We start from the raw sequence: 26,533 nt of genomic DNA, 5'->3' as shown, positions 1-26,533 counted from the left end.
ACCTCACTATTTTACATTTACAATAATGGCGTCTTTTCCAATTGCAGGCGGGTCATCGGTTTTTATGACACGTTTTCCTTCCAGCACATCTGAAAAGAAGCCATCCGACAGTTCGTACCCTACAATCGTGCCCAATTCTTCCTTAAAGTATACATCCTCAAGCAAACCCAGCCGTTCTCCTTCCCGGCTCATAATCATTTTGCCGGTTAACCGGTTATTGGTTTCACATGTATAATCATCATGTTTAGGAATTGCCTGCAGAACAGAGGTATCTTCAATCATCACTCCATCCCAGCCGAAAGATGCCACGTCTTCAATATTGATGATATAGGTCTTTTTCAGAAATGCGCCCTTTCGCAGCAGTAATCCCTGAACTTTTCCGGTTCCTGAAATGGATAAATCACAGATATCGCCTGTTTTATTGCCGGTTTTCAGCTCAAACACCGGCAGCCCTTTTAATAAAGAAAATGTCCGCAAAGAGAATCCCGCCTTCCCGAACATTTATAGTTTTCACTGTCCCGAAAAAAACATAACGGAAAACCATTCCCATGGGAGCCAAAAAATATTGTTAAGAACGGATTAGAAAGCCTGCATAAGTCTACTTTCCGCTGTACCTTGGCTTATTAAAACGCTCGCTGCGCTCCCCGCCGTCTGACAGTTCCTCTGAAAACTCATAGTCCTGCCGCGGCTGTCTGCGTCGTTTTACTCCATGGAGATTGAGAAGAGAAGTTCTGCTTTTCTTTTCCACATTTATCTCTCCTTTATTTATTTAGATAAAACCGCCAAATTGCATGTCTATTGCTTAGATATACAAAAAAGAACAGTCTTTTATTGTAGACTGCTCTTCTTAGCTATATTCTTTTTCCATAAAATCATACGGTGTTATTTTTCCCATTCCTATCATTGGATCGGCTTGGAGAAGCTTTTCTTCGAGAGAAAGTGTTTCCGCAAGAGAAGACACCGCTGTATCTTCAAGCCCTGTTTCATCATTAAACTGGATTGCATCTCTCAGCTTTTCAGAAAGAGTGGTCAAGCGTGCCTGTTCATCCGCACGTTCCACACCCATTTTTAATGCATCTTCTTCGCCGCACAATATCAAAAATTGTCTGCTGCGGGTAATGGCGGTATAAAGGAGATTCCTTCTCAGCATCCTGTAATAGCTTTTAACAACAGGCATTATGACAATCGGAAATTCACTTCCCTGCGATTTATGGACAGAGCAGCAGTAGGCATGAGTGATCTGGTTCAAATCCTGCCTTGTGTATGTAGCTTCCGCACCATCAAAGGATACGACAATCATATCCTGTTTTTCCGTATTTTCCTTTGCGTAAAAAATAGAAACAATCTCACCCATATCCCCGTTAAAAACATTGTTCTCAGGCTGGTTGACAAGCTGAAGGACTTTATCGCCAATTCTGTATTTCACATCACCAAAGGGCAGCTCTTTCCTCGATCCATCGGGATTTGGATTCAGTATTTCCTGCAGTATTTCGTTTAGTCTGTCGATGCCTGCAGGTCCGCGGTACATTGGGGCAAGCACCTGAATATCTTTAGATGAATAACCTTTCTTTTTGGCATTAAGGACAACCTTTTCAACAACATCAGCAATTTGGCCCGGCTGGCATTTGATAAATGAACGGTCCGATTGCTGCGCAGTGATGTTCTCAGGAAGCTTGCCTTTTTTCATTTCATGTGCCAGTTCAATAATTGAAGACCCTTCAGCCTGCCTGTATATATCTGTTAAACGGACAGTTGGAATGCGTTCTGAGCGCAAAAGATCCTTCAAAACCTGGCCGGGACCCACTGAAGGCAGCTGGTCTTCGTCACCAACCAGTATTACTTGCATATTTTCAGGAAGAGCCTTGAAAAGCTGATTTGCAAGCCAAACATCAACCATTGATGTTTCATCTACAATTAAAATCCTGCCTTCCAGCGGACTCTCCTCGTGCCGGTCAAATCCTTCAGACCCATTCCATCCAAGAAGACGGTGAATCGTTACAGCTGGCAACCCTGTTGATTCCGCCATCCGTTTTGCAGCCCTTCCTGTAGGGGCTGCCAGCAGGAAGGGGAAGGGCTCTTCCTTTTTATAATCTTTCAGTTCCAGGGAGCAGCCATGCAGCTCGGCATATAACTCAACAATCCCCTTAATAACGGTTGTTTTTCCTGTCCCCGGCCCGCCGGTCAATATCAGCATAGGAGACATAAGAGCTGTTTGAATGGCTTCCTTTTGAGTTGGGGCATATTGGACACCCAGGCGCTCCTCCAAATTTCCAAGGGCCAAAAGAAATTCCGACTCCGGAAACTGTTCGTCATACTGGGTTTGCTTGAGGATCCGCTTAATATTGGTTACTAGTCCTTTTTCGGAAAAATAAAGAGATGGAAGGAAAATTTTCTGGCCTTCAGCCATGATCTTCCCTTCCTCTTCAAGCTTAATCAGTTCATTGGATATATCCTTGTATTCAATCAAATCACGTTTATTTTCTTCCAGCAGCTTCTTCACACTTTGCAGAAGAGGCTTTGCTTCAATATAAACATGGCCTGCCTGCATACTCTCCGTTTCAAGTATGTAGAGGCAGGCAGCTTTAATACGGTCAGGATGATTGCCTGATATGCCAATTTGATATCCCAGCTCGTCAGCTCGGCCAAAGCCGACCCCGTCTATATCCTCAACCAGCTTATAAGGGTTATTTTGAATGACTTCAATCGTCATTTCTTTATACACCTGATAAATTCTCATGGAAAGCTGCGGGCCAAACCCATATTGATTAAGAGCGATCATGGCTTGCTCAAGGCCCTGGTGTTCCATCAGCGTATCGTAAAGCAATTTAGCTTTTTCAGGTGACAGCTTGGGAACATTATCGAGGAGGGACGGCTGGTTTAGAATACGAGTAATCGCATCTTCTCCAAGTGTCTCCACGATTTGCTCGGCTGTTTTCTTGCCAATCCCTTTAAATAATTCACTTGATAAATAATTGGCTACGCCTTGTTTCGTCTGGGGAAGATCTTTCCTGTAATGGCTTGCATGGAATTGGATGCCGAACTTAGGGTGGTCTTTGAATTCACCATAAAAAATATAGGTTTCATGCTCATGCATCTTTGGAAGATAGCCGGTAATGACCGCTTCTTTTTCATCATAAGAGTCATTCGTTTCATCAACCCTAATGCGCACAACCGTATATAAGTTTTGCTCATTATGAAAGATTGTGACCAGATGTCTGCCCTTTATGAACTTCCCCTGTTCGGCAAAAAGATCCATGGAATCCTGTTTTTCCATTTCCATTCCCTCCCCTAAAAACAACTTTAATTCAATTCACTGCCGCCCTTTTCAATCAGCTTTTTTCCGTAGCCAGCAAGCATATGGTCCGGCTGAATTTCCAGTGCCTTATTAAAGTAAGCAAGTGCTTCATTTTCGTCTTCCTTAAATCCATATGCTACTCCAAGATTATAATAAGCATCTGCATGCTCTGGCTCAATTTCTATGCACTTTTTCATCTGCCCGATCGCTTCATCAATGTAATCCAGCTGTGCCAGGCATAATCCATATTGGAAATGTGCTTCGGCGTCATTTTCATTCAGCTCCGCACTTCGCTGCAAATAAGGCAAAGCCAGTCTGCCCTGGTCAAGGGCTGTAAGGGACATGCCAAGCATGAAGAAATTATCTGCAGTTTCCAGGCCTTTTTGCAGTGCTGTTTCAAACATCTTTTTAGCTTCGTCAAACTGCTGTAATTCATAATATAAATTCCCCGCACTGTAGTAAGCAGCACCGGCATTTTCATCAAGTCCTATTGCTTTCTCATAGAACTTCAGCGCTTTCTCGTTTTCTCCTACGGCAGATAACACATTTCCAAAGTTAATATATGACACAGGATCTGAAGGATTCTCTTCAATTGCTTCCATAAAAACCTTCGCTGCTTCTTCCCATTTTCCTTCTTGCATATATTGAATACCCATTTGGTTTTTATCCATTATCCATCACTCCATTCAAATCAAAGTATAGCATATTTGAATTCACCTTTTCCGCTGTCTTCTATTCCCGTAATAAAACCCCGATCCTTTGATAAGAATCGGGGTCCAGTCTTTTCTTAACCGACATAATCCAGCTGTTTGCCATCCTTGAAAATTTCATCAATTGTTCCGCCGCCAAGGCACTCGTCTCCATCATAAAAGACAACTGCCTGACCAGGGGTAACAGCCCGGATTGGCTCCTCAAAAGTAACTTTGACCTTGCCATCTCCAAGTGTTTGAACCTTTACCCTGCTGTCAGCCTGACGATATCGGAACTTAGCCGTACATTCAAATTCCTGCGGCTGTTCTGAGTTTGTTACCCAGCTGGCGTTAACAGCAGTAATGGAGTCTGAATAGAGCATTTCATTGTGGAAGCCTTGTCCAACATACAAGACATTTCTCTTTAGATCTTTACCGATTGCAAACCAGGGTTCACCTGCTCCGCCAATGCCAAGTCCATGCCGCTGTCCAATGGTATAATACATGAGGCCATCATGCTTGCCGACAACTTTTCCGTCCATGGTTTCCATGTTTCCGGGCTGCGCCGGAAGGTAATTCCCAAGGAACTCCTTGAAGTTGCGCTCACCAATAAAGCAGATTCCCGTACTGTCTTTCTTTGCTGCAGTTGCCAAACCGGCTTCTTTTGCAAGTTCACGAACTTTGGATTTTTCAATGTCGCCAATCGGGAACATCACTTTCTCAAGCTGCTCCTGTGTCAACTGGTTCAGGAAATAGGTTTGGTCCTTATTATCATCAAGACCTCTCAGCATTTTGTATTCGCCATCTCTGAATTCCACACGTGCATAGTGTCCTGTCGCCAGATAGTCGGCGCCAAGGCTCATAGCATGTTCAAGAAATGCCTTAAATTTAATTTCTTTATTGCACATAACATCCGGATTAGGTGTCCGCCCTGCCTTGTATTCTTCAAGGAAGTAGGTAAATACTTTATCCCAATATTGCTTTTCGAAGTTGACTGCGTAATAGGGGATGCCGATTTGGTTGCATACTCGGATGACATCATTGTAGTCCTCTGTAGCGGTACAAACACCATTTTCGTCTGTATCATCCCAGTTTTTCATGAAGATGCCGATTACATCGTAACCCTGTTCTTTCAAAAGCAGGGCCGCCACAGAAGAATCAACGCCTCCGGACATACCAACCACTACCCGGGTATCCTTTGGATCTTTGTTCATCTCTTTCACCTCAAATCTTCAGAAACCACGCTATGACGTGCATGTTTCCATTATCTTATCTATTTAGCCAGCCGTTTCACGATTTTGGCTGTTTGTTCTGCTGCTTGTTCGACTTGTTCTTTTGTATTAAAAAGGCCGAAGCTGAAACGGATGGAATTTTGCAGTTTATCTGATCCTTTTCCAAACATGCCGACAAGGACGTGGGATGGTTCGATGGAGCCAGCAGTACAGGCCGACCCGCTTGATGCTGCTATTCCAGCCAAATCAAGATTAACCAGCATGGCTTCAACATTTGTTCCGGGAAAGCTTAAGTTTAAAACATGAGGGAGGGAATAATCAAGCAATCCGTTCAGCTCAAAAACAGCATCTTCCTGCTTCATTTTATCCATGAACAGCATCTTAAAAGAATGCAGCTCTTCCCGCTTTGCTTCCATCTCCTTCTGAGAGATCCGGACAGCCTCCTGGAAGCCTGCAATAGAAGGAACATTTTCCGTTCCTGCCCGCCGCTTCCTTTCTTGTTCACCGCCAAAAAGCCGTGAAGCAAGCTTCACATCAGGATGGGCGTATAAAAAGCCGATTCCTTTTGGGCCATTGATTTTATGGGCGGAGACGGAAAGCAAATCCACTCTCAATTCCTGCACATCAATTTTTTCAATTCCATAAGCCTGTACAGCATCGGTATGGAATTTCGCAGGATGCTCTTCCAATAACCCGCCTATTTCCTTAATCGGCTGAAGAGTCCCTATTTCATTATTTCCGTACATGATAGTTACAAGTATGGTATCCTCCCGTAAAGCATCTTCTACGTCCTTTACAGAAACACGCCCATTTGAATCAACAGGCAAATACGTTACCTCAAAGCCCTGTCTTTCAAGCTCCTCACATGCATGCAAAACCGCATGATGTTCAATTTGAGTTGTGATAATGTGGTTGCCCCTATGGCGGCAGGATTCAGCCGTTCCAAAAATCGCATGATTATCTGCTTCTGTTCCGCCGCCTGTAAAAATAATGTCATTGGCTTTTGCCCCAATACTGTTTGCTAAAGCAGATCTTGCTTCATCGACAATATGGCGTGCACTCCGTCCGAAATGATGAATGCTTGAGGGATTTCCATATTCAGATTTCATGATTTCAGTCATCCGTTCAATCACTTCAGGGTGCATTGGCGAAGTTGCGGCATGGTCAAGGTATATTCTTTCCAAATTTTTTCACCTACTTCATTTCATCCTGCTGCTTTATTTTCAACAAAAATTATTCCCTGATTATGACCTAAATATAAAACATATAGGCATCCGATTCTCCGGTATCTGTATGGCTGGCAAGATCTTCAAGCGTTGTGTTATCAAGCACATCTTTCACAGCATCACGAATTCGCATCCAAAGTTCTCTCTTTGCAGGCTCCTCATCTTCAATTCCTTCCACTGGACTAATCGGTCCTTCCAGAACTCTGATGATATCCCCGGCGGTAATTTTTGTCGGCTCTTTGCCTAAAATATATCCGCCGTATGCACCGCGGATACTTTTAACAAGGCCGGCGTTCCGAAGCGGAGCAATAAGCTGCTCCAGATAATGCTCAGACAGGTCATTCGTCTGGGCAATCGATTTCAACGAAGTGGGACCTTCCCCATGCTTTTTAGCTAATTCAATCATTATAGTTAAACCATAACGGCCTTTAGTAGATATTTTCATCAGCTTGCACCTCTATCCTTTTCTTTAAGCATTTGATTCGAATAAATATCCTTTTCTTTAAGTTTTGCCAAAAACCGGTCAGTTAAAGCCTGGCACTGCGGCAAAGCTAATCCGACAATCGGCCCGACTGCCAAACTGAGTACAATGGTGCCCCAAAAAACAGGTCCTCCCAGCTGCCATCCAACTGTCAGCACAGCAATTTCCATTAAGGCTCTGACATTTCTAACCTTCCAGCCGGTTTTTGCTGTCAATGCAATCATCAGGCTATCCCTCGGCCCCGCTCCGAGCTGAGCCGAAATATACATTCCCATCCCATAGCAATAAACAACTATACCAAAACCAAACATAGCCATTTTCCCCGCAAGACCATTTGGTGTCTGCATAAATGGCAAAAGCAAATAGGCGTCAATAAACAGACCAATCAGTATCATATTCAAGAATGCACCGGCCTGTGGAAATTCCTTTGAAATTAGTGCTGCAGCAGCTAATATGAAAATCCCGACAATGATGGACCAGCTGCCTATCGTCAGTCCAAGCTGGTAGTACAGCCCAACATGCAGAACATCCCAGGGGGTTGCCCCTATATCAGCCACTATTAACAAAACAATACCCAGGCTCATGACAAGCAGTCCTGTTAGATACACCAAAAACCTGGGACCGAATTGCCCTTTATTTTTCAGTAACATGTCCCCAACGCTCCCCGCATGACCTGCAAAAAATATATTAAGTTTTAATCCTTAGTAAGATTATAGACTTTTGACATTATAGCATATTTTAGGGAGAAAAGGGGCGCGAGGGATTGAATCCCGGACGCTGGCAATGGCGGTCTAATTGATTTCGCAGCAGGAAATGTTATGGTATCTTAAATAGAAAGCGGAAGCTTTGCTGAAAATTGATAGGCAGACTGCAAACTGCCGGCAAAAGGCTGGAGTGATAACTTTGAACATTAAACCTCTTGCATTCCGGATGAGGCCGAGAACGATAGATGAAATCATCGGCCAGGAGCATCTTGTTTCAGAAGGAAAAATTATTTATCGCATGGTGCAGGCTAAGCAGCTCTCATCGATGATTCTGTATGGGCCTCCAGGTATAGGCAAGACGTCGATTGCAAGTGCCATTGCTGGAAGCACCAAATATGCTTTCCGCACTTTAAATGCAGTGACTAATAATAAAAAAGATATGGAAGTGGTAGCAGCAGAGGCAAAAATGTCGGGTAAGGTCATTCTGCTGCTGGATGAAGTCCATAGGCTTGATAAAGGCAAACAGGATTTTCTGCTTCCCTATCTGGAAAATGGCAGCATCACTTTAATTGGCGCCACAACCAGCAACCCATATCATGCAATAAACCCTGCGATCAGAAGCCGGTGTCAAATTTTTGAACTGAAGCCGCTGTCTGCAGATGAAATAAAAAAAGCACTGGCAAGAGCCTTACAGGATAAGGAACGAGGCCTCGGCAATAAACAAACCGATGTTACCGATGAAGCTCTAACTCATCTGGCCACTGCTTCAAACGGGGATGTCAGAAGCTCGCTTAATGCCTTGGAATTGGCTGTGCTTTCAACAAAAGAGGATGAAGAAGGCATCATTAAAATTGACTTGTCCGTTGCCGAGGAATGCATTCAGCGCAAAAGCTTTACACACGATAAGGATGGGGATGCCCATTACGATGTATTATCCGGCTTTCAAAAGTCTATCCGCGGAAGCGACGTAAATGCTGCGCTTCACTATTTGGGCAGATTAATTGAAGCAGGCGATCTGCAGAGCATAAGCAGAAGACTGCTGGTTATTGCCTATGAAGATATCGGCCTGGCATCACCCCAAGCCGGAGCCAGGACTCTCGCAGCCGTCGAAACAGCCGAAAGAATTGGATTTCCGGAAGCAAGGATACCGCTTGCAAATGCGGTCATAGAGCTTTGCTTGTCTCCAAAATCCAATTCCGCCTACATAGCTTTGGATTCTGCCATGGCAGATATTCGCGCAGGCAAAAGCGGTGAAGTCCCCGATCATCTGAAGGACGCCCACTACAAAGGAGCAAAGGAGCTCGGAAGAGGCATCGGATATCTGTACCCTCATGATTATGAAACGGGCTGGGTCAAACAGCAGTACTTGCCGGACAGAATAAAAAACAAGGTATATTATCAGCCTAAGAAAACAGGCAAATTTGAACAGGCATTAGCATCAATTTATGAAAAACTCCTTAAATAGCAAAAGGTCTGGCTATGATGCCAGACCTTTTCTTATTTACTTCTAAGCAGAAACATCTCTTTTATTAAATACATAAAATGCAAGCACCTGGAAAAGCAGGAAGTAGACAAGAATAATCATGATCGAAAATCCTAGCGTCATCCCCTGAACCATTGGCACTCCTTCAAAATATTGAAGAAGATCCGTATTGGCAAAAAGGCTGTACTTTGCCCAATCATACTTCATGGCAATCAGTCTTGTGACTTGTCCTCCCATAAACATCAGAAACAGAGAAAGTCCTATTGCCAGAGAGCTATTCCTGAAAACTGCCGAAATCATAAAAGCCATGGTTGCAAGCATAAGCATGTTAATGGATTTAAGGCCATAATAAGCTATCAGATGAAGTCCCATGCTTTGTTCTTCCACAGTGCCATTGTAATAATATAAATAAGGAATTGCTTTTTCAGGGAATCCAAAGAGGAGCCCGCCAAGAAGTGCTGAATATCCGAAGAGGACGGCCAGCAGCATCAGACCGAACATAATCACGGTAATATACTTTGCTCCTAGGATTTTCACTCTTTTGATAGGCCTAATTAAAAGAAGTTTAATGGTTCCCCAGCTAAACTCGCTTGCCACAATCCCTCCGGCAATGATGATGGTAAACAAGCCGGCAAATTCAATCAGCTGTGAGGTATCGGATACAAATCCCCAGACAGAGTATTCCTCATTCGGTGAAATATCATGCTGAATTCGGTATTCATTAAGGGCAATCTCCCTCTGATACTGTTCCTTCATATCTCTGGGAACCGTTTCTCCCATCTCTTCAAGCTGTTTTTGATAGCTTTCGTTTTGAGTCTGCAAACCCCTTTTCCATTCCGTATTATCCGGGACCGTCCCCCCGCTTTCCTGATATTTTATAAAAGCGCCTGCAACAGTCGTCATGATTAAAAGCAGTCCAATCATGACATAAGTCCCTGAACGCCTAAAAATCTTCATCCATTCATTTTGAATCAGTCCGAGCATTTTCGGCACCTCCCTTGTACTCAGTAACTTCCAGGAAGCGATCTTCCAATGTTTTGGTTACTTCACGGACAGCAAAAATATTAATATCTTTCCGGACCAACCCTTTTACCATCTCAGGTATGCGTTCACGGACGAGTGGAAGGTACATTCTGTTTTCTGTGACCTGTATAGGCAATTCAGGGTATATATCCTTCAACATTATTTGTGCGTTGTCAGGGTCATCCACTTCTACTTCATAAACCTTTTCTTTCCCCTGCACAAAATCACTGATGTGCTGAACATCAATCAACTTCCCGTTTTGAATAATGCCGATTCTATCGCACATCATTTCCATTTCAGATAATAAATGGCTGGAAACAATGACAGCCATTTCTCTGTCTCTCGCCAGCATCCTCAGGTGATCCCGAATCTCCCTGATGCCTGCCGGATCAAGCCCATTCGTAGGCTCATCCAGAACGAGGATTTTGGGATCATGCAAAAGACACTGCGCCAGACCAAGTCTCTGCCTCATTCCAAGCGAGTATGTCCTCACTTTATCATGAATCCGATCCGTCAGGCCTACCAGCTCGACAGTCTCATCAATCTTCTCCTTTGTCACTCCTTTTGACATTCGTGCATAATGGATTAGATTTTGATAACCTGATAAAAACTTATACATCTCAGGATTTTCTACAATGGCTCCAATATGGGAAACTGCCTTTTCAAAATCTGTTTTAATGCTGCTGCCGAGAATTTTTATGTCACCGGAAGTAATGCCGATCAAACCCACCAGCATTCGAATAGTGGTGGTTTTACCAGCACCGTTTGGGCCAAGGAAACCGAATACCTCTCCCTTTTTCACGTCAAAGCTGACAGAATCAATTATTGTTTTTCCTTTTATCACTTTTGTAACTTCCTGTATTTCTACAAGAACATCCATGTATTCATCCTCCTCCCAGCTAATAATGTTTTGTCCGTTTTGCAGACATCTTTTAAGGCCGGGATCAAAATTAGATTTGCTCCTTGCTATTTTACCTTTCACCAGCTGAGAATGGAATATTTTCATCTATTAAGGTGACGATAAACCTAACAATCGTATTTTCGAGGTGATCAAAGAAATGAAGGAACGGAAAGACTTATGGAAGCCGGAAGAGGATCAATTACTCGAAGAGACAGTCCTTGAATATACATCAAATGGCGATTCAAAAGCATCAGCCTTTAAGAAGGCAAGTACGAAGCTCGGACGTACAGTTGCAGCCTGCCAATATCGCTGGAACATGGTCATTACCAAAAGGGAAGATCTTAGATCCGAAGAAGAGACAAGGAATTCTGCCGGCACCCAAACCAATAAAACTTATGGTGCTGTTCCGCCAGCCAATTTGTCTCAAGTCTTACACTTCTTAAAAAACTACGCCAAAACACAGCCTAACCCAGAGCAAATGAAGGAAAATAAACGTCTGCACGAAGAACAAGTTCACTTAAAGCTTCAGAATGAGCAGTTAATTAATAAGTTGAAGGAAAAAGAAGCGGAATATAAAAATCACCTTTTGCAATATGAGGAAATGGCAAGCATCCTGAAAGAAGCAGACCAGCTGCTTAAGCATGACAGCATAGAAGAGAAAAGAGCAGTTCATTAACTGCAGGGATTTCAGAACATTTAAACGCGCAAAGACCGGCCTGCAAAAGGCCGGTCTCTTTTCAGTCGTTTACACGTGCAATTTTTATATCGCTTAAGAGTTTTCTGGTTACATAGCTGGCCATGATTAAACCTGCAACAGAAGGAACAAATGCGTTAGAAGATGGCGGCATTTTGGCCTTTCTGATTTCAGCATCATCTTTTCCTACTGTTTTTCGGACATCTTCCCGGATTACAATCGGGCTTTCATCGGAAAATACAACCGGAACGCCTTTTCTGATTCCTTCTTTTCTCAGGCGCGTGCGGATAACCTTGGCAATCGGGTCAGTATGAGTTTTGAAGATATCAGCAATCTGGAATCTGGTTGGATCCATCTTATTTGCAGCACCCATGCTTGAGATCATTGGAATCCCTCTGTTCAAGCATTCTTTCATTAGATGAATTTTATAGGCAATTGTATCGGAAGCATCAACTACAAAGTCCAGACCGTAATCGAAGAAATGTTCATAGGTTTCTTCTGTATAAAACATTTTCAAAGCAATAACTTCACAGTCAGGATTGATATCCTTGATTCTTTCTTTCATTAAGTCCACCTTTGGTTTCCCGACAGTGGATAATAAAGCGATGACCTGTCTGTTCACATTGGTAATATCGACATCGTCTTTATCAACCAGCACAAGCCGGCCAACACCGGAACGCGCCAATGCTTCCGCTGCAAAGGAGCCAACTCCGCCGATGCCCAGTACTGCAACGGTACTATTTTTCATTTTTTCGAGGCCTTCTTTGCCAATAGCCAATTCATTTCTGGAAAATTGGTGAAGCATATATATCAACTCCATCAGATGTTATTTAATAAGCATGTTTTATCTTATACCCGATAATGAATATATCATACTTGAATATTAAAGCAAGTAGTTCTATGGGATTAATGATATTAACATTTTAATATAAAACCAGAAGGCTCTTTTCGTATTAATTGTTTTTTTTTTGCATATTCATGTTGTCCGTTGATTTCCGCTCCAGGATGCTCGCTTTCCGCGGGGCGGGCGGTGAGCCTCCTCGACGCTGCGCGTCTGCGGGGTCTCACCTGTCCCGCTACTCCCGCAGGACTTTGAATAAGCTTCTTTGAGTAGACACCGCACGAAGAAAATGTGATAGCATTTTCGAGGATCTCGCACCTTCCGGTCCAATCAACTCAGTAAATAAGATGAAAAATGCAGCAAACCTTGCGAAAACAGCCAGTCAAAACTTCTCCCCAATAGTGTTCACAGCGTTATCTTATTTAAACCTTACCTTCTTATCAGCGCTCATAATGAAGAGGACAAACAAAAAATCCATGCCCGCTGGCATGGATTTTTAATATCCGTATGTACTAAAGAGTCCCAATCGTGCCGTCGCTGTTGATGCCCTCGTTTTGAACCCGCACTCAGCAGGTGGGTGTCCTGTTTCCTGCGTTTGTAAGTCCTCATCCATGAGGCATTTACGCTGCTGGAAAACTCCGGACTCCCGAAGGAATAATGTTGGTCAAAATTTCAGGTTTTACAACGAACACATCAGGACTCTTTATTTATTGATAAAATCATATCACACGATTTCGTCTTTTTCAAGCTGTTGAAATGGAGGTGATATGGACAAATATATCCATTTTATTCCTTTAGATATGAAAGTTTCCCTAAAAGTCAGGAGTAACTTCCCGGTTTAACTTTCTGAAAAATAAATTTTTCGGCAAATTAACCATTAAATAGGAAATTACTCACTTTTTTTCAAATTAAGTGCTAAATTCAAATCATTAAGCTGCGACTGGCTGACTTCCCCGGGAGCTTCTGTAAGCACACAGCTCGCACTTGCAGTTTTAGGGAATGCAATTGTATCCCTCAGGTTTGTTCTGCCGGCCAATAGCATAACGAGTCTGTCCAATCCCAGGGCAATACCGCCATGCGGAGGAGTGCCGTATTCAAATGCTTCAAGCAGGAATCCAAACTGTTCTACAGCTTCCTCTTTTGAGAATCCGAGCACACTGAACATTTTCTCCTGAACATCTCTTTCGAAAATACGCAATGAACCGCCGCCAAGCTCGTAGCCATTTAATACAAGGTCATATGCTTGTGCACGGACCCCAGCAGGATCCTTTTCAAGAAGTTCTAAATCTTCTCTGACAGGCATTGTAAATGGATGATGGGCTGCATAATAGCGGCCTTCTTCTTCATCGTACTCCAGAAGCGGCCAGTCTGTAACCCAAAGGAAATTAAATTTGCTTTGATCAATCAGCTCCAGCTCTTTTCCAAGCTTTATACGGAGAGCGCCAAGTGCATCAGCGACAACATTCTTCTTATCAGCAACAAAGAGGAGCAAGTCTCCTGGTTCTGCCGCTAAAGCGGAATAGAATGATTTTTGCTCTTCCTCGGTCACAAACTTGGCAATCGGGCCTTTTAATCCGTCCTCTTCAGCTTTTAACCACGCAAGTCCTTTTGCACCATATACAGCTGCAAACTCTGTCAGAGCATCAATATCTTTTCGAGAATACTTTCCTGCGCCATTTTTCACATTAATGGCCTTAACCTGCCCACCGGAAGCGACTGCTCCGGCAAATACTTTGAAGCTTGAATCTTTTACTATTTCCGATAGATCCGTCAATTCCATTCCAAAGCGTGTATCCGGCTTATCAGATCCAAAACGGTCCATCGCCTCCTGATAGGTCATGCGCGGGAATGGAAGCTGGACATCGAGGCCTTTTACTTCTTTCATGACCTTTCCCATCATGTTTTCCATCAGGCCGATGATTTCTTCCTGGCTCATAAAACTCATTTCGATGTCGACCTGAGTAAATTCAGGCTGGCGGTCTGCCCGCAGGTCTTCATCACGGAAGCATCGGGCAATTTGGTAATAGCGTTCAAATCCGCCGACCATTAATAGCTGCTTAAAGATTTGAGGGGATTGCGGAAGAGCATAGAACTCACCCGGATGCACACGGCTTGGAACTAAATAATCACGGGCTCCTTCAGGGGTGCTCTTCGTTAAGATCGGTGTTTCTACATCAAGAAACCCTTCGCTGTCAAGAAAATTCCTCATAGCTTTTGTTACTTGATGACGCATTTTAAAGGTATCAAACATAACTGGACGTCTCAAATCCAGATAACGGTATTTTAAGCGGACATCTTCGGAAACATCCGTTTTATCATCAATGACAAAAGGAGGTGTTTTTGCTTCATTGATTATCGTCACTTTCTCTGCTTTAATCTCAATCCGCCCTGTTTTCAAGTTCTCATTGATGGTGCCTTCTTCGCGCGCAATTACTTCTCCCTCTATATCAAGCACAAATTCATTGCGGATTTTTTCAGCCGCTGCAAGAGCTTCCGGGGAAACTTCCGGATTAAATACAACCTGAACTATGCCAGTGCGGTCACGAAGATCTACAAAGATCAGACCGCCCAAATCCCGGCGCTTTTGCACCCAGCCTTTTAAGCTGACTTTTTCTCCTATCGCTTTTTCCGTTACTTCCCCGCAAAAATACGTTCGCCCAAACATACTAATTCCTCCTGTAAACACAAGTTTATGATTGATAAAGTGCTGTGAATTTCTCTATAAACGAATCAAGTTCAACCTCTGTTTGCTCCCCTGATTCCATCGATTTTACATTAATTTTATTCGCTTTAAGTTCATCTTCGCCCAGGACAGCAACAAACTTCGCATTTGAACGGTCTGCCGCTTTGAACTGCGCTTTAATTTTTCTGTCAAGATAATCTCTTTCAGCAGAATATCCTGCCATCCTAAGTTTTTGAAGAAGGCCGACTGTATAATCCTTTGCTTCCTCCCCAAGGGATACAAGGTAGCAATCAATGCTCTTAACAAGAGGCAAATCGACCTTTTCCGCTTCAAGCGCAGCAATGAATCGCTCTATACTTAAAGCAAATCCAATTCCCGGCGCTTCTGGACCGCCAATTTCCTCAGTAAGGCCATTGTATCGTCCGCCGCCGCAAAGAGTAGTTATAGCTCCAAAACCTTCGGAATCACTCATAATTTCAAAGGCAGTATGATTGTAGTAATCCAGGCCGCGAACAAGATTTGGATCAACCGTAAAGTCAATATCCAGGTTCTTTAAATACTTTTGAACCTTCTCGAAGTAGGCTTTTGAATAATCGTTTAAATAATCAATAATGGATGGAGCAGATTTCATAAATTCATGTTCACGGTCTTGTTTACAGTCCAGGATGCGCATTGGATTTTTCTCAAGACGGTTCTGGCAATCCTGGCAAAACTCACCGATCCGCGGCTTAAAGTGGTTGACCAGGGCCTCTCTGTGTGCAGTTCGGCTTTCTTTATCTCCCAGGCTGTTCACAATCAATTTAAGCTTTTGCAGGCCCATGCTTTTATAAAGTGACATTGCCAGTGCAATTACTTCTGCATCAATTGCCGGATCAGCACTGCCGATCGCTTCGACGCCGAACTGGACAAACTGGCGGAAGCGACCAGCTTGCGGGCGTTCATAACGGAACATAGGCCCCATATAGTAAAGCTTTACAGGCTGGCTTGCATCGCCATGCATTTTATGCTCAACAAATGATCTTACAGTTGAAGCTGTTCCTTCAGGACGAAGGGTCAGACTGCGGCCGCCGCGGTCTTCAAACGTGTACATCTCTTTTTGAACAATATCCGTTGTATCTCCCACACTGCGAAGAAATAATTCTGTATGTTCGAATATAGGTGTTCTGATTTCACGATATTGAAACTTCTCACAAAGCTCCCTTGCCTTTTCTTCAATCAATTGCCATTTCTCAACTTCTCCAGGCAGAATGTCCTGCGTTCCCCTCGGTATTCGAATTGACATGAAAATTACCTCCTAATGCAAAATGATAAGTATGTATAAAATTCTTAGATTTGCAATCGCAAAAATAAAAAAACCCCCGCCTCCTTGTATATTAAATACAAGGGACGAGAGTTTGGTTTTTCCCGTGGTGCCACCCTAGTTGAAGCCTATAAATAGACTTCCTCTTTTACAGTTAACGCCTGTTAACGTTCAGCTCCTACTAAAGATGAATCCTTTTCAGAGAGAAACCTACGAAGTGTTCTTTCGTTAAATCATCATGTGAGAATGCTTTCAGCCGGGCGGCATTCTCTCTCTTTTCATGTGGGGTTTAACTACTCTTCTCCATCAATGGTTTATTATCGAAAAGCATGAACGCCTTGGTCGGGCGCTGCAGCTAGACATTTAATTGTTTTGTCATTTTATTTATATTATAATACGGAGCATTTCCTTCAATGTCAAGACTAAAAACATGCTATGATCGTTCCAGCCTTTTTTTCAGTTTTCTTACATCCCTAAGAGATAATCCAAACTCTGACGCGAGTTCAATCATGTTTGAGTTCTGTTCTTTTTGTATAAAATCATGAAAATCCACCCCAAACAGCTGATTTTCACCAGATTGTGCAGACATTCCTTTTTCTCCAAATCTCATTGTGCTCACCCTTTTTTATGTAGTCTGTTCTATTCTTGCCATTTTCAGTTGAAATGTTTCATAAGGGACAAATTAATTTCCCAGCTAAAATTGATCGCTGATATTCCGATATTAGAAGGGATATTGCACACGATGGAGAAGTATTTTAGGACCAAAGTTCTCTTGACTGCCGGCACCTTGTTTGTTTTTCTTTTAATAAGGATTTTAATTATGAAAGGAGGCAGCCTGTTGAAGAAAAGAAAGCCACTTATTCTCGTGATATGCCTTATGCTTTTTGCCGGCATAACACAAACTGAAACACAGGTTAAAGCTGAAAACAGTTTTGTAACAATCACCACCAGCAATCTTAACGTCCGTCAAGGACCAGGTTTAAGCTACCCCATTCTGGGACAAGCCCAAAAAGACGATCAATTTAACATCCTTTCCCGTGAAGGAGAATGGATTAAAATTAATTTCCAGGGGGAAAATGGCTATGTAGCAAGCTGGCTTGTTTCCAATTTGACTTCAAATCAGACAGGAGAAAAAACGGCAGGTGAAAATTCCCAGGCGGTTATCACAACAGATGGCCTTAGGGTGAGAAAGGGACCTGGTACAAGTTACGGGGTTCTGGGAACTATCCAAAAAGGCACAGCCTATAAGGTCAAGAGCACAGAAGGAAGCTGGGTTAAGATTCAAACTCCATATGGAGATGGCTGGGTGGCAAATGAATTTGTCCAATTCAGCGGCACACAAAAGAAAAGTTCATCCAGCAGCAGTCAAACCGGGAAGATCACAGCAGACTCTCTAAATGTGAGGAACAAGCCTTCTCTTCAAAGTGACATCATCGGCAAACTTAATTCGGGGGAGACAGTTGCTGTTCTTTCTCAAAATGGCAGCTGGACAGAGATCTCTTTCTCGGGAATTACAGGATGGATCAGCAGCCAATTTATTACGTTTCAATCCTCACAATCAGAAAGCAAACCAAAACAGGCTTCATCCGGAAAAACAGGCACTGTAACAGCAACCACTTTAACCGTAAGAAACAAAGCATCTTTAAATGGAAAACCAATTGGTTCAGTTGCCAAAGGCCAAGCTTTCTCCATTCATGAAGAAGCTGATAATTGGGTAAAGATTGAATATCAGCCTGGTTCTTATGGATGGGCGGCAAGCTGGTTCATAGACATAACAGCCGAAGAGAACTCCGGCTCATCTCAGCAAAATGTAAACGGCAGTTCTGCAATTATCTTACATAACGGATCAAATATTAGAAAAAAAGCGAGTACCCATTCAGCTGTCGTCCACAGGGCAAATAAAGGGGACAGCTTTGAAATAATGAGCCTGAATAATGATTGGTATGAAATTCGCCTGCCAAACGGCGGAAAGGGTTTTGTAGCAGGCTGGATCGTTTCAGTTAAAGGATCTGCACCTGCAGTAACAAAGCCTGGAGCAGAAAAGCATCTGAATAATAAAACTATTGTCATTGATCCCGGTCATGGAGGCCGTGATAATGGTACAACGGGAGCACGAGGAACACGTGAAAAGGACATTACTATCAGGACCGCTCAAGTGCTTGCCGAAAAATTAAGGGTTGCAGGTGCTAATGTCATTCTGACCAGGAGCGGGGATACCTATTTGCCGCTGCCTTCGAGAGTAGGCATTTCACATCATCACAATGCAGATGCTTTTATCAGTATTCATTATGACAGTACGCCGGACAGAACTGCACGAGGAGCGACTACCTATTACTATCATCCTTTCCAAAAGGAAATCGCCGCCAATATCCACTCCAATGTAACAGCGATGACAAACCTGAGAGATCGGGGCTATAGAGTCGGAGATTATCATGTAATCAGGGAGAACAAACGCAATGCTGTTCTGATTGAACTCGGATATCTTAGCAATCCGGCAGAAGAAGCCCTGATTGCTTCTGCACAGTATCAGCAATCAGCAGCAGCAGGAATTTATCAGGGACTTGCCCGCTATTTTAAGAATTAGCCAAAAAGCCCCGGCACTCAAATTGGGATGCCGGGGCTTTTTGCGTTCATTATTTGCTTTCTAAGATTAAGGTAACAGGTCCATCGTTGGTTAACTGAACATCCATCATGGCGCCGAATTCACCTGTTTCGACTTTCAGGCCTTTAGCTTCCAGAAACCGATTAAAAGCATCATAGATTTTCACGGCGTGCGCAGGCTTGGCCGCATCCATGAAATTGGGCCGTCTGCCCTTTCGGCAATCTCCATACAGTGTAAATTGCGAAACCGAAAGAATTTCACCTTCCTGATCGAGCAGTGATAGATTCATTTTGCCGGCATCATCTTCAAAGACGCGAAGATTGGCAATCTTATCAGCCAGAAAAGCTGCGTCCTCTTCTTTATCTTCGTGGGTGACTCCAACGAGCAAAACAAACCCCTTTTTGATGCTCCCAACGGTTTCTCCGTCCACCGTTACGCTGGCTTCTTTGCTTCGCTGCACTACAACACGCATTCTATCTGCTCCCTTTAGTTCATAATCCTTCTTACCGCATAAATATCAGGGATTTGCTTTATCCGCTCTACAACCCTTTGCAGGTGGCTTACATTGTGTATAGCAATGGACATATTGATCGTTGCTGATTTATTTCGGTCCGAACGGCCTGATACGGCTGAAATGTTGGTTTTCGTTTCATTAACAGCCTGAAGAACCTCGTTCAATAAACCTCTGCGGTCATAACCGGTAATTTCAATTTCGACATTATATTCTTTCCGGTCATTTAATGCTGTTTCCCACTCTACCGGGATTAGCCTTTGTTTTGCATCATCCGTTTCGATATTAGGGCAATCATCACGGTGTACAGAGACACCTCTGCCCTTTGTAATAAACCCGACGATTTCATCCCCTGGGACAGGATTACAGCAGCGGGAAAGGCGAATGAGCAGGTTATCTATGCCGGAAACCCGGACACCGGATTCGCGCTTTTTAGCTGAAGTAAATGTCTTTAGTTCCGAAACAGCATTTGTAATATCGGAGGTTTGTTCAAGGTCGCGCTTCTTGCGCCATTTTTCTGTAAGCCTGTTGGCAACCTGAAGAGCTGTTACCCCATTATAGCCAACAGCAGCATACATATCTTCCTCAGTAGCGAAATTGAATTTCTCTGCAATCCTTTTGACATTATCAGGTGTCAGGATTTCCTTCAGCTCGAAATCCATATTGCGGATTTCCCGCTCAACCAGCTCTTTCCCTTTTTCCACATTTTCTTCTTTTCTTTGCTTTTTGAAGAACGTCCGAATTCTATTTTTTGCCTGTGAAGTCTGAGCCAGCTTCAGCCAGTCTTTACTTGGCCCATAGGAATGCTTGGATGTCAGAATTTCAATGATATCTCCGGTTTTCAGCTTATAATCCAAGGTTACCATTTTCCCATTCACTTTGGCGCCGATTGTCTTGTTTCCTATTTCTGAATGTATCCTGTAAGCAAAGTCAATTGGGACTGATCCGGAAGGAAGCTCGATGACGTCCCCTTTGGGAGTAAAAACAAACACCATATCGGAAAACAAGTCAATTTTCAATGATTCCATGAATTCTTCAGCATTGGCTGCATCATCCTGGAATTCCAGGATTTCACGGAACCATGTCAGCTTCTCCTCAAAAGAAGAGCCTTCATTCACTCTTTTTCCTTCTTTATAAGCCCAATGTGCAGCAATACCAAACTCTGCAATTCTGTGCATGTCCATGGTGCGGATCTGGACTTCCAGTGGGTCGCCCTTTGGTCCGATAACCGTAGTATGAAGTGACTGATACATATTCTGTTTAGGCATGGCAATATAATCTTTAAAACGGCCGGGCATTGGCTTCCAGCAAGTATGAATAATCCCGAGAACCGCATAGCAATCCTTAATGCTGTTAACAACAATGCGTACAGCCAGCAAATCATATATCTCATTGAATTGCTTATTTTGAAGGGCCATTTTACGGTAGATGCTGTAAATATGCTTAGGGCGTCCCGAGATTTCTGATTTAATTGAGACCTCTGACATTCTGCTCCTCATAACATTGATTACATCATCTAAATACTCTTCCCGCTCAGCCCTTTTTTTCTTCATCAGGTTTACAATCCGGTAATACTGCTGCGGATTTAGGTACCTCAATGCTGTATCTTCAAGCTCCCACTTAATCTTGGAGATTCCAAGCCTATGGGCAAGAGGTGCAAAGATTTCAAGTGTTTCATTTGAAATGCGGCGCTGCTTTTCCGCAGGCAGATGCTTAAGTGTCCGCATATTATGAAGGCGGTCAGCAAGCTTTATCAAGATTACACGGATGTCCTGGGCCATAGCCACAAACATTTTCCGGTGGTTTTCAGCCTGCTGCTCTTCCTGAGATTTATATTTAATTTTCCCCAGCTTCGTTACACCATCGACAAGCATGGCCACTTCTGAATTGAAGGCTTCTTCGATATTCTCCAATGAGACTTCGGTGTCTTCAACCACATCGTGAAGAAAGCCGGCTGCAACCGTTGATGGATCCATCTCCAGATCTGCAAGGATGCCTGCTACCTGGATTGGATGGATGATGTATGGTTCACCGGATTTTCTATATTGTTCACGATGGGCATGCTTGGCAAACTCGTATGCTTTTTTAACAAGCTCTGCATGCTCATCGTTTAAATATTCTTTTGCCCTGTTGATGACTTGCTCGGCGGTCAGAACTTGATCGTTCGCCATGGAATCACCTTTATCTCCCTGAATTTTATGCAGTTGCATAATGTAATAATTTTGAAATTGATAATGAATAACAAGTTATTAAAAAAATTAATATTGCTACTATTATCGAAAAAAAAAGTGAAGATGTAAAGGGATAGACTGTTATTTTTATGGGAATAACAAAAATTTTGTCGTTTTTTGTCCGAATCCCTTTATTGTTTTTCCATAAATGGATTTGGAAACCCTTTATAAACTATTTTCTAATATAAATTAAAAGGCTCTTTTCGTATAAATTATTGTTTTTACTTATCGATATTGTCCGTTGATTCCGCTCCAGGCTGCTCAGCATATCTAATACAAAAAGCAACAAACTTGATAAAACAGCCAATTAAAAAGAGCCCCATTTCGAATGGCGCTCTCTTTATATAAAAAATTAATACTGCATTAATGTCAGAATGTCGTAGTTGTCGAGCTTTTTACGCCCGTCAAGGTATGTTAACTCAATAAGGAATGCAATGCCTGCCACTACTCCGCCAAGTTCTTCAACCAGCTGGATAGTTGCATCGATTGTTCCGCCTGTTGCAAGGAGGTCATCAGTAATCAGGACTCTTTGCCCTGGTTTGATGGCATCCTTATGAATGGTTAAAACATCTTTGCCATACTCTAGGCCATAATTAACCTTGACTGTTTCACGTGGAAGTTTGCCTTCTTTTCGGACTGGGGCAAAGCCTACACCTAAAGAATAAGCCACAGGGCAGCCGATGATGAATCCGCGGGCTTCAGGGCCGACAACCAGGTCAATCTTCTTTTCGCGGGCATATTCAACAATTTGATCAGTAGCATATTTATATGCGTCACCATTGTCCATAAGAGTTGTAATATCTTTAAATTTAATGCCTGGCTTCGGCCAATCTTCTACAATTGTTATATACTGTTTTAAGTCCATTTTTCTTCCTTTGCCTCCTCAAGTTTTACAGCCCCTTGCATAACTTCATCAAACCAGTCTTTGAGCTGCTGAAAGGATGAATAGAGCAAATCGCTCTCAAGAGTGTATTGTGCCTGTTTAAGCTGATAAGTTTGTGAATCAGCTAAATCACGTTTAGTGGATGTATTGTTTAACGAAATGACACCATTATTTATTTTAACAAATTCCAATTCAAAAAACACTTGAGACATAAAATCTACTGTCTCTCTGCTCCATCCTTTATGCTTCGCTATATCATTCCCATGACGCCTGATATCAATTGAACCTTTTTTAGCAATAAGGGCAAAGTACCATTTAAAATGGTCTCTTGTTGGTAATGTGCTAAAAAAGTCACTGTCTTCTTTATAGAAATGAGCATAAACTCTGGCAGGTTTTTTCCCGGAGAAAACCTGTGCAAGAATTTCCTTTGAAGGCGGCAAATCAGCCAGTACAACATTTGAGCCTTCTATTTTTATGTCTTCTGCGTCTTCTGCAGATGTTATTTTCACCATGTTTTCCCCTGCAAATGGTTTATATTTAGAAATATATTCCTCATTAAAAAATAACCAGGTTGTGTTTGCCTCAGGAATGATACTTTGGAGCCTTTCAAGCCGTTTTAAACTCCGGATATCAAAGAGCTGCCAGGAGTTGACTGCCATATCCTGCAGGAAAATTTGCGGTTTTTTAATATTATTCCATTCATTAATGGATAATTCACCAATAACGGACAGCTTGGAGTATGGTGAAATATGTTCATGCAAATGCCCAAGTCCAAAACCGATGCCATCAAGTGAAGATCCATCATTCTCGATTGTGACTTTAATATGGTTCTGTTCAGATCCGATCTTTCTCATAGCTGCAATATTAGCATCTTTTATCATTACTTTTGGTTTCGCATTTCCCATCCCGAATGGAGCAAGCAGCTGCATTTCCGCAATGGAAGAAAGATTGATATCTTTTAAATGGAAAACCCCATCTATAGAGGTTACAGGAATAAAATCTTCCTCACTCAGCTGTTCATTTGCAAGAGTATTCAGTCTGCTTCTCAGATCATCAACCGAATCAATGGATAAAGTCATACCCGCTGCCATCGGGTGCCCTCCAAAGTGAGGCAGGATATCCCGGCATTCAGAAAGATTCTTGAACAGATCAAAACCTTCTATACTTCTTGCTGAACCCTTCGCCAGCCCTTTTTCACTGTCATAACTAAGGACAATGGCCGGGCGGTAAAACTTTTCGACAAGCTTCGAAGCTACTATTCCGATTACCCCGGCGTTCCAGCCTTCTTTCCCGACAACAATAACTGAATTCTCACTGATTGGGAAATTTGTTTCAACCTCATGAACCGCTTGCGCTGCAATGTCATTGACAATAGATTGCCTTTCTTTATTCAGCATTTCAATTTCTTCGGCAATGGCTTGTGCTTCATAAGGATCATTTGTCAAAAGCAGATCCACAGCAGGATCCGCGCTTTCAAGCCTTCCTGCTGCATTGAGGCGAGGGCCGATTGTAAAGCCGATCGTTTCCTCATTAATGGATGGAAGCTCGATTCGTGCCGCTTTAAACAAAGCATTCAAACCTGTATTTTTAGTTGATTTCAGCTTTTGAATCCCGCGCTTGGCAATAAGTCTGTTTTCTCCTGTTAAAGAAACAAGATCAGCAATTGTGCCGATCGCAGCTATCTCCAAAAGGTGTTCAGGCATTTCACCATAAAGCGCATGTGCAAGCTTAAATGCTACCCCAACACCGGCAAGTTCCCGGAACGGGTATCTGCTCTCCGGATGCTTAGGATGCACAATGGCCAATGCTTCAGGAAGCTCGGGGCCGGGCTCATGGTGATCTGTAATGATCAAATCCATTCCAAGCTCTTTTGCAGCTTTTGCTTCATTTACAGCAGAGATTCCAGTATCTACAGTAATAATTAAACGGATGCCAATTTCGGCTGCATGTTCAAAAGCCGGGATATTTGGCCCATAGCCCTCCGTAAAACGATTCGGTATGTAGAATTGGACATCAGCACCGAGATCTTTAAGTGCCATCATAATGACAGAAGTGCTGGTCACACCATCCGCATCATAATCACCAAAAATTAAAATAGGTTCCTGTTTTTCAATAGCTTCTTTTATTCTGGAAACAGCAATTGCCATATCTGTCATTAAAAAAGGATCATGAAATTCCTGCTCATTATCCATCAGAAAATACCGTGCTGAATCAACGGTATCCATTCCGCGATTAATTAAAAGCGATGCTGCAAGAGGAGAAATATTCAGTTCCTTTGAAAGCCGCTGTACTTTATCCTCCTCTGTTTGCCGAACAATCCATCGCGTTCTTGAATGTAACATACGTTCACCCCTCAGCTTATTAATTATACAAGAGGGGAAGGTGTGTTTCAATAAGTTAAAATCGGGTTAATCCATACAATTCTGGAAAGAAACACAGGTGCTGCAGGTCACTTTTTGAGACCAAAAGAAAAACTTGAGCATAAGCTCAAGCATGTTCATTTAATGTATATCCCTATCCAGCTCCTTTTCAAGTTCTTCCTTCTCAGCATTATCTTTTACAGAATTTCCTGCTTTCAGCTTTTCATTTTCCCTTTTTAGTAATTTCACTTGCCTTTGAAGTGAGTAAATGCGGACAATGCCGACAGAACCTACTATTAGTCCACCCATAAGAACAGATCCTAAAATCACTAGAATCAGCGGCCACTGGCTTTCCCCAAACAAGTAGTTTACCGTTACATTATCGACATTGATCACTGCAAAAACAGCCACGATCAGCGCAAATAAAAAACCAAATAATAAAGTCCATTGAAATTTCATGCTATCCTCTCCCTGATATATTCTCTAAATTATATGTTCTTCACTGAAAGGATTAATGTGCACAAAGACATTTTGCACATTTTCCAATTGGAGCAGCTTGCGTTTTACTTCTTTGCCGACCCGGTGTCCATCCTCAACAGTCATATTCGGATCCACCGACACTTTAATATCAACAATAACATAGTGTCCGTGCTCCCTGGCATGCAATTCATCGATCCTTTTAACATGGTCTACGGATTCAGCCGTTTTGCGCATTTCAAGAGTATCTTCTTCATGAAGCACGTGATCAAGTGTGCTGTGAATGGATTCTTTCCCAAGCCGCCATGCCATTTGGAGAATCATAAGGGACACAATGAGGCCAGCCACAGGATCTGCATACTCAAGCCATTCGATCCCCATTCTTCCTCCAATAATCGCACAGCCAATACCTATTAAAGCTGCAATTGATGAATAAACATCTGAACGGTGTTCATAAGCATTTACAATTAAAGCATCACTGTTTAGTTTCTTTCCCAAATTATACTTATAACGAAACATAGCTTCTTTCACAACGATGGAAACCACCACTGCAGCTATTGCAATTGCTTTTGGAGGTTCAATTGGCGAAAAGAATGATTCAAATGATGATTTTCCGATTTCTATTCCCACGAGGAACAGCAGAACGGCAACAATTATGGCCGCTATCAATTCAGCTTTGCCATGACCGTATGGATGATCCTCATCCGGCGGCTGTTTCGCAGCCCTCAGACCCAAATAAACAGCAAAAGATCCGGCAACATCTGAAGCTGAATGGACCGCATCCGCCACCAGCGCTTTACTTCCTGAATAAACGCCAATTCCCCATTTGAGGGCGGCAAGAATAATATTGCCCACGATGCCAATTATAGCTGCAAATTCAGCTTTCTTAAAACGATCGTTATTTTCCAAAGCGATAC

Annotated in this window: 23 protein-coding genes, 1 other RNA gene and 1 other annotated feature; of the genes, 3 read left to right on the top strand and 21 right to left on the bottom strand. The window is 42.8% G+C overall.

Annotated elements, in window-relative coordinates:
* Positions 1–6: 6 nt before the first annotated feature.
* From AC3WTL_RS11990 to AC3WTL_RS11955, 8 genes are all read right to left on the bottom strand, one after another.
* Positions 7–477 (bottom strand): PRC-barrel domain-containing protein, encoded by a 471-nt coding sequence (locus AC3WTL_RS11990; RefSeq protein ID WP_222497700.1) that lies wholly within the window; start codon positions 475–477, stop codon positions 7–9.
* Positions 478–598: 121 nt separating this feature from the next.
* Complete coding sequence (locus AC3WTL_RS11985) at positions 599–748, bottom strand: hypothetical protein (protein WP_197087702.1); 150 nt, start codon at positions 746–748, stop codon at positions 599–601.
* Between the two features lie 99 nt (positions 749–847).
* A complete protein-coding gene (gene recD2, locus AC3WTL_RS11980) occupies positions 848–3,274 on the bottom strand; it encodes an SF1B family DNA helicase RecD2 (protein ID WP_492369446.1) in 2,427 nt (808 codons plus the stop codon).
* A gap of 26 nt (positions 3,275–3,300) precedes the next feature.
* Complete coding sequence (locus AC3WTL_RS11975) at positions 3,301–3,966, bottom strand: tetratricopeptide repeat protein (protein ID WP_222497696.1); 666 nt, start codon at positions 3,964–3,966, stop codon at positions 3,301–3,303.
* A gap of 116 nt (positions 3,967–4,082) precedes the next feature.
* A complete protein-coding gene (gene mnmA, locus AC3WTL_RS11970; RefSeq protein ID WP_222497694.1) occupies positions 4,083–5,198 on the bottom strand; it encodes a tRNA 2-thiouridine(34) synthase MnmA in 1,116 nt (371 codons plus the stop codon).
* Between the two features lie 59 nt (positions 5,199–5,257).
* Positions 5,258–6,400 carry a cysteine desulfurase family protein gene (locus tag AC3WTL_RS11965; protein ID WP_222497693.1) on the bottom strand — a complete coding sequence of 381 codons (1,143 nt, stop codon included), beginning with the start codon at positions 6,398–6,400 and terminating at the stop codon, positions 5,258–5,260.
* 67 nt (positions 6,401–6,467) lie between these two features.
* Positions 6,468–6,887 carry a cysteine metabolism transcriptional regulator CymR gene (gene cymR, locus AC3WTL_RS11960; protein WP_009333072.1) on the bottom strand — a complete coding sequence of 140 codons (420 nt, stop codon included), beginning with the start codon at positions 6,885–6,887 and terminating at the stop codon, positions 6,468–6,470.
* On the bottom strand, positions 6,887–7,573 hold the full coding sequence (locus AC3WTL_RS11955) for a YczE/YyaS/YitT family protein (RefSeq protein WP_197248242.1): 687 nt from the start codon (positions 7,571–7,573) through the stop codon (positions 6,887–6,889). The genes cymR and AC3WTL_RS11955 overlap by 1 nt, the downstream gene beginning before the upstream one ends.
* 253 nt (positions 7,574–7,826) lie before the next feature.
* Here AC3WTL_RS11955 and AC3WTL_RS11950 point away from each other — a divergent pair, with 253 nt between their 5' ends.
* Positions 7,827–9,092, top strand: coding sequence for a replication-associated recombination protein A (locus AC3WTL_RS11950; RefSeq protein ID WP_492369445.1), 1,266 nt, complete (start codon positions 7,827–7,829; stop codon positions 9,090–9,092).
* Between the two features lie 42 nt (positions 9,093–9,134).
* On the opposite strand, the gene AC3WTL_RS11945 is transcribed toward AC3WTL_RS11950, so the two are convergent.
* Positions 9,135–10,094 carry an ABC transporter permease gene (locus AC3WTL_RS11945; RefSeq protein ID WP_492369444.1) on the bottom strand — a complete coding sequence of 320 codons (960 nt, stop codon included), beginning with the start codon at positions 10,092–10,094 and terminating at the stop codon, positions 9,135–9,137.
* Entirely contained in the window at positions 10,072–11,013 is a 942-nt protein-coding gene (locus tag AC3WTL_RS11940; protein WP_222497690.1) for an ABC transporter ATP-binding protein, read from the bottom strand. Before AC3WTL_RS11940 ends, AC3WTL_RS11945 begins: the two co-directional genes overlap by 23 nt.
* Before the next feature lie 178 nt (positions 11,014–11,191).
* On the opposite strand from AC3WTL_RS11940, the gene AC3WTL_RS11935 reads away from it, so the two are divergent.
* The gene (locus AC3WTL_RS11935) at positions 11,192–11,710 is read left to right on the top strand and encodes a hypothetical protein (protein WP_248348342.1); all 519 of its coding nucleotides are present in this window, start codon (positions 11,192–11,194) and stop codon (positions 11,708–11,710) included.
* A gap of 61 nt (positions 11,711–11,771) precedes the next feature.
* Here AC3WTL_RS11935 and AC3WTL_RS11930 read toward each other — a convergent pair whose 3' ends face one another.
* From AC3WTL_RS11930 to AC3WTL_RS11910, 5 genes are all read right to left on the bottom strand, one after another.
* Positions 11,772–12,533, bottom strand: coding sequence for a tRNA threonylcarbamoyladenosine dehydratase (locus AC3WTL_RS11930; RefSeq protein ID WP_222497687.1), 762 nt, complete (start codon positions 12,531–12,533; stop codon positions 11,772–11,774).
* A 551-nt stretch (positions 12,534–13,084) separates the two neighbouring features.
* A non-coding RNA gene (gene ssrS, locus AC3WTL_RS11925) (6S RNA) lies at positions 13,085–13,272 on the bottom strand.
* A gap of 186 nt (positions 13,273–13,458) precedes the next feature.
* The gene (aspS, locus tag AC3WTL_RS11920) at positions 13,459–15,234 is read right to left on the bottom strand and encodes an aspartate--tRNA ligase (RefSeq protein WP_222497685.1); all 1,776 of its coding nucleotides are present in this window, start codon (positions 15,232–15,234) and stop codon (positions 13,459–13,461) included.
* Between the two features lie 25 nt (positions 15,235–15,259).
* Positions 15,260–16,534: a histidine--tRNA ligase gene (hisS, locus tag AC3WTL_RS11915; RefSeq protein WP_492369443.1), complete on the bottom strand. Its 1,275-nt coding sequence runs from the start codon at positions 16,532–16,534 to the stop codon at positions 15,260–15,262.
* Between the two features lie 97 nt (positions 16,535–16,631).
* Positions 16,632–16,871, bottom strand: a binding site (T-box leader).
* A 114-nt stretch (positions 16,872–16,985) separates the two neighbouring features.
* Positions 16,986–17,141, bottom strand: a complete 156-nt coding sequence (locus AC3WTL_RS11910; RefSeq protein ID WP_163143348.1) for a hypothetical protein — start codon at positions 17,139–17,141, stop codon at positions 16,986–16,988.
* Positions 17,142–17,390: 249 nt separating this feature from the next.
* Here AC3WTL_RS11910 and AC3WTL_RS11905 point away from each other — a divergent pair, with 249 nt between their 5' ends.
* Positions 17,391–19,136 carry an N-acetylmuramoyl-L-alanine amidase family protein gene (locus tag AC3WTL_RS11905; protein ID WP_492369442.1) on the top strand — a complete coding sequence of 582 codons (1,746 nt, stop codon included), beginning with the start codon at positions 17,391–17,393 and terminating at the stop codon, positions 19,134–19,136.
* 49 nt (positions 19,137–19,185) lie between these two features.
* Here the strand turns inward: AC3WTL_RS11905 and dtd are convergent, their stop codons facing one another.
* From dtd to AC3WTL_RS11875, 6 genes are all read right to left on the bottom strand, one after another.
* Complete coding sequence (gene dtd, locus AC3WTL_RS11900; RefSeq protein ID WP_048010352.1) at positions 19,186–19,626, bottom strand: D-aminoacyl-tRNA deacylase; 441 nt, start codon at positions 19,624–19,626, stop codon at positions 19,186–19,188.
* Between the two features lie 14 nt (positions 19,627–19,640).
* The gene (locus AC3WTL_RS11895) at positions 19,641–21,836 is read right to left on the bottom strand and encodes a RelA/SpoT family protein (RefSeq protein WP_061791146.1); all 2,196 of its coding nucleotides are present in this window, start codon (positions 21,834–21,836) and stop codon (positions 19,641–19,643) included.
* A 412-nt stretch (positions 21,837–22,248) separates the two neighbouring features.
* The gene (locus AC3WTL_RS11890; protein ID WP_048010354.1) at positions 22,249–22,761 is read right to left on the bottom strand and encodes an adenine phosphoribosyltransferase; all 513 of its coding nucleotides are present in this window, start codon (positions 22,759–22,761) and stop codon (positions 22,249–22,251) included.
* Positions 22,752–25,121 carry a single-stranded-DNA-specific exonuclease RecJ gene (recJ, locus tag AC3WTL_RS11885; protein WP_492369441.1) on the bottom strand — a complete coding sequence of 790 codons (2,370 nt, stop codon included), beginning with the start codon at positions 25,119–25,121 and terminating at the stop codon, positions 22,752–22,754. The genes AC3WTL_RS11890 and recJ overlap by 10 nt, the downstream gene beginning before the upstream one ends.
* A 159-nt stretch (positions 25,122–25,280) precedes the next feature.
* The gene (locus tag AC3WTL_RS11880) at positions 25,281–25,598 is read right to left on the bottom strand and encodes a LapA family protein (RefSeq protein WP_048010356.1); all 318 of its coding nucleotides are present in this window, start codon (positions 25,596–25,598) and stop codon (positions 25,281–25,283) included.
* A 24-nt stretch (positions 25,599–25,622) separates the two neighbouring features.
* Positions 25,623–26,525, bottom strand: coding sequence for a cation diffusion facilitator family transporter (locus AC3WTL_RS11875; protein WP_248348336.1), 903 nt, complete (start codon positions 26,523–26,525; stop codon positions 25,623–25,625).
* Between the last annotated feature and the right edge of the window lie 8 nt (positions 26,526–26,533).

The organism is Cytobacillus sp. EB106-05-05-XG126 (assembly GCF_058791715.1).
This window is presented reverse-complemented; position numbering and strand designations above follow the sequence as displayed.

Excerpts from the sequence above, each read along its gene's own strand:
- recD2 (WP_492369446.1), bottom strand. The coding sequence starts at position 3,274 with ATGGAAAAACAGGATTCCATGGATCTTTTTGCCGAACAGGGGAAGTTC.
- AC3WTL_RS11975 (WP_222497696.1), bottom strand. The coding sequence starts at position 3,966 with ATGGATAAAAACCAAATGGGTATTCAATATATGCAAGAAGGAAAATGG.
- mnmA (WP_222497694.1), bottom strand. The coding sequence starts at position 5,198 with ATGAACAAAGATCCAAAGGATACCCGGGTAGTGGTTGGTATGTCCGGA.
- cymR (WP_009333072.1), bottom strand. The coding sequence starts at position 6,887 with ATGAAAATATCTACTAAAGGCCGTTATGGTTTAACTATAATGATTGAA.
- AC3WTL_RS11955 (WP_197248242.1), bottom strand. The coding sequence starts at position 7,573 with ATGTTACTGAAAAATAAAGGGCAATTCGGTCCCAGGTTTTTGGTGTAT.
- AC3WTL_RS11945 (WP_492369444.1), bottom strand. The coding sequence starts at position 10,094 with ATGCTCGGACTGATTCAAAATGAATGGATGAAGATTTTTAGGCGTTCA.
- AC3WTL_RS11940 (WP_222497690.1), bottom strand. The coding sequence starts at position 11,013 with ATGGATGTTCTTGTAGAAATACAGGAAGTTACAAAAGTGATAAAAGGA.
- AC3WTL_RS11935 (WP_248348342.1), top strand. The coding sequence starts at position 11,192 with ATGAAGGAACGGAAAGACTTATGGAAGCCGGAAGAGGATCAATTACTC.
- AC3WTL_RS11930 (WP_222497687.1), bottom strand. The coding sequence starts at position 12,533 with ATGCTTCACCAATTTTCCAGAAATGAATTGGCTATTGGCAAAGAAGGC.
- aspS (WP_222497685.1), bottom strand. The coding sequence starts at position 15,234 with ATGTTTGGGCGAACGTATTTTTGCGGGGAAGTAACGGAAAAAGCGATA.
- hisS (WP_492369443.1), bottom strand. The coding sequence starts at position 16,534 with ATGTCAATTCGAATACCGAGGGGAACGCAGGACATTCTGCCTGGAGAA.
- AC3WTL_RS11910 (WP_163143348.1), bottom strand. The coding sequence starts at position 17,141 with ATGTCTGCACAATCTGGTGAAAATCAGCTGTTTGGGGTGGATTTTCAT.
- dtd (WP_048010352.1), bottom strand. The coding sequence starts at position 19,626 with ATGCGTGTTGTAGTGCAGCGAAGCAAAGAAGCCAGCGTAACGGTGGAC.
- AC3WTL_RS11895 (WP_061791146.1), bottom strand. The coding sequence starts at position 21,836 with ATGGCGAACGATCAAGTTCTGACCGCCGAGCAAGTCATCAACAGGGCA.
- AC3WTL_RS11890 (WP_048010354.1), bottom strand. The coding sequence starts at position 22,761 with ATGGACTTAAAACAGTATATAACAATTGTAGAAGATTGGCCGAAGCCA.
- recJ (WP_492369441.1), bottom strand. The coding sequence starts at position 25,121 with ATGTTACATTCAAGAACGCGATGGATTGTTCGGCAAACAGAGGAGGAT.
- AC3WTL_RS11880 (WP_048010356.1), bottom strand. The coding sequence starts at position 25,598 with ATGAAATTTCAATGGACTTTATTATTTGGTTTTTTATTTGCGCTGATC.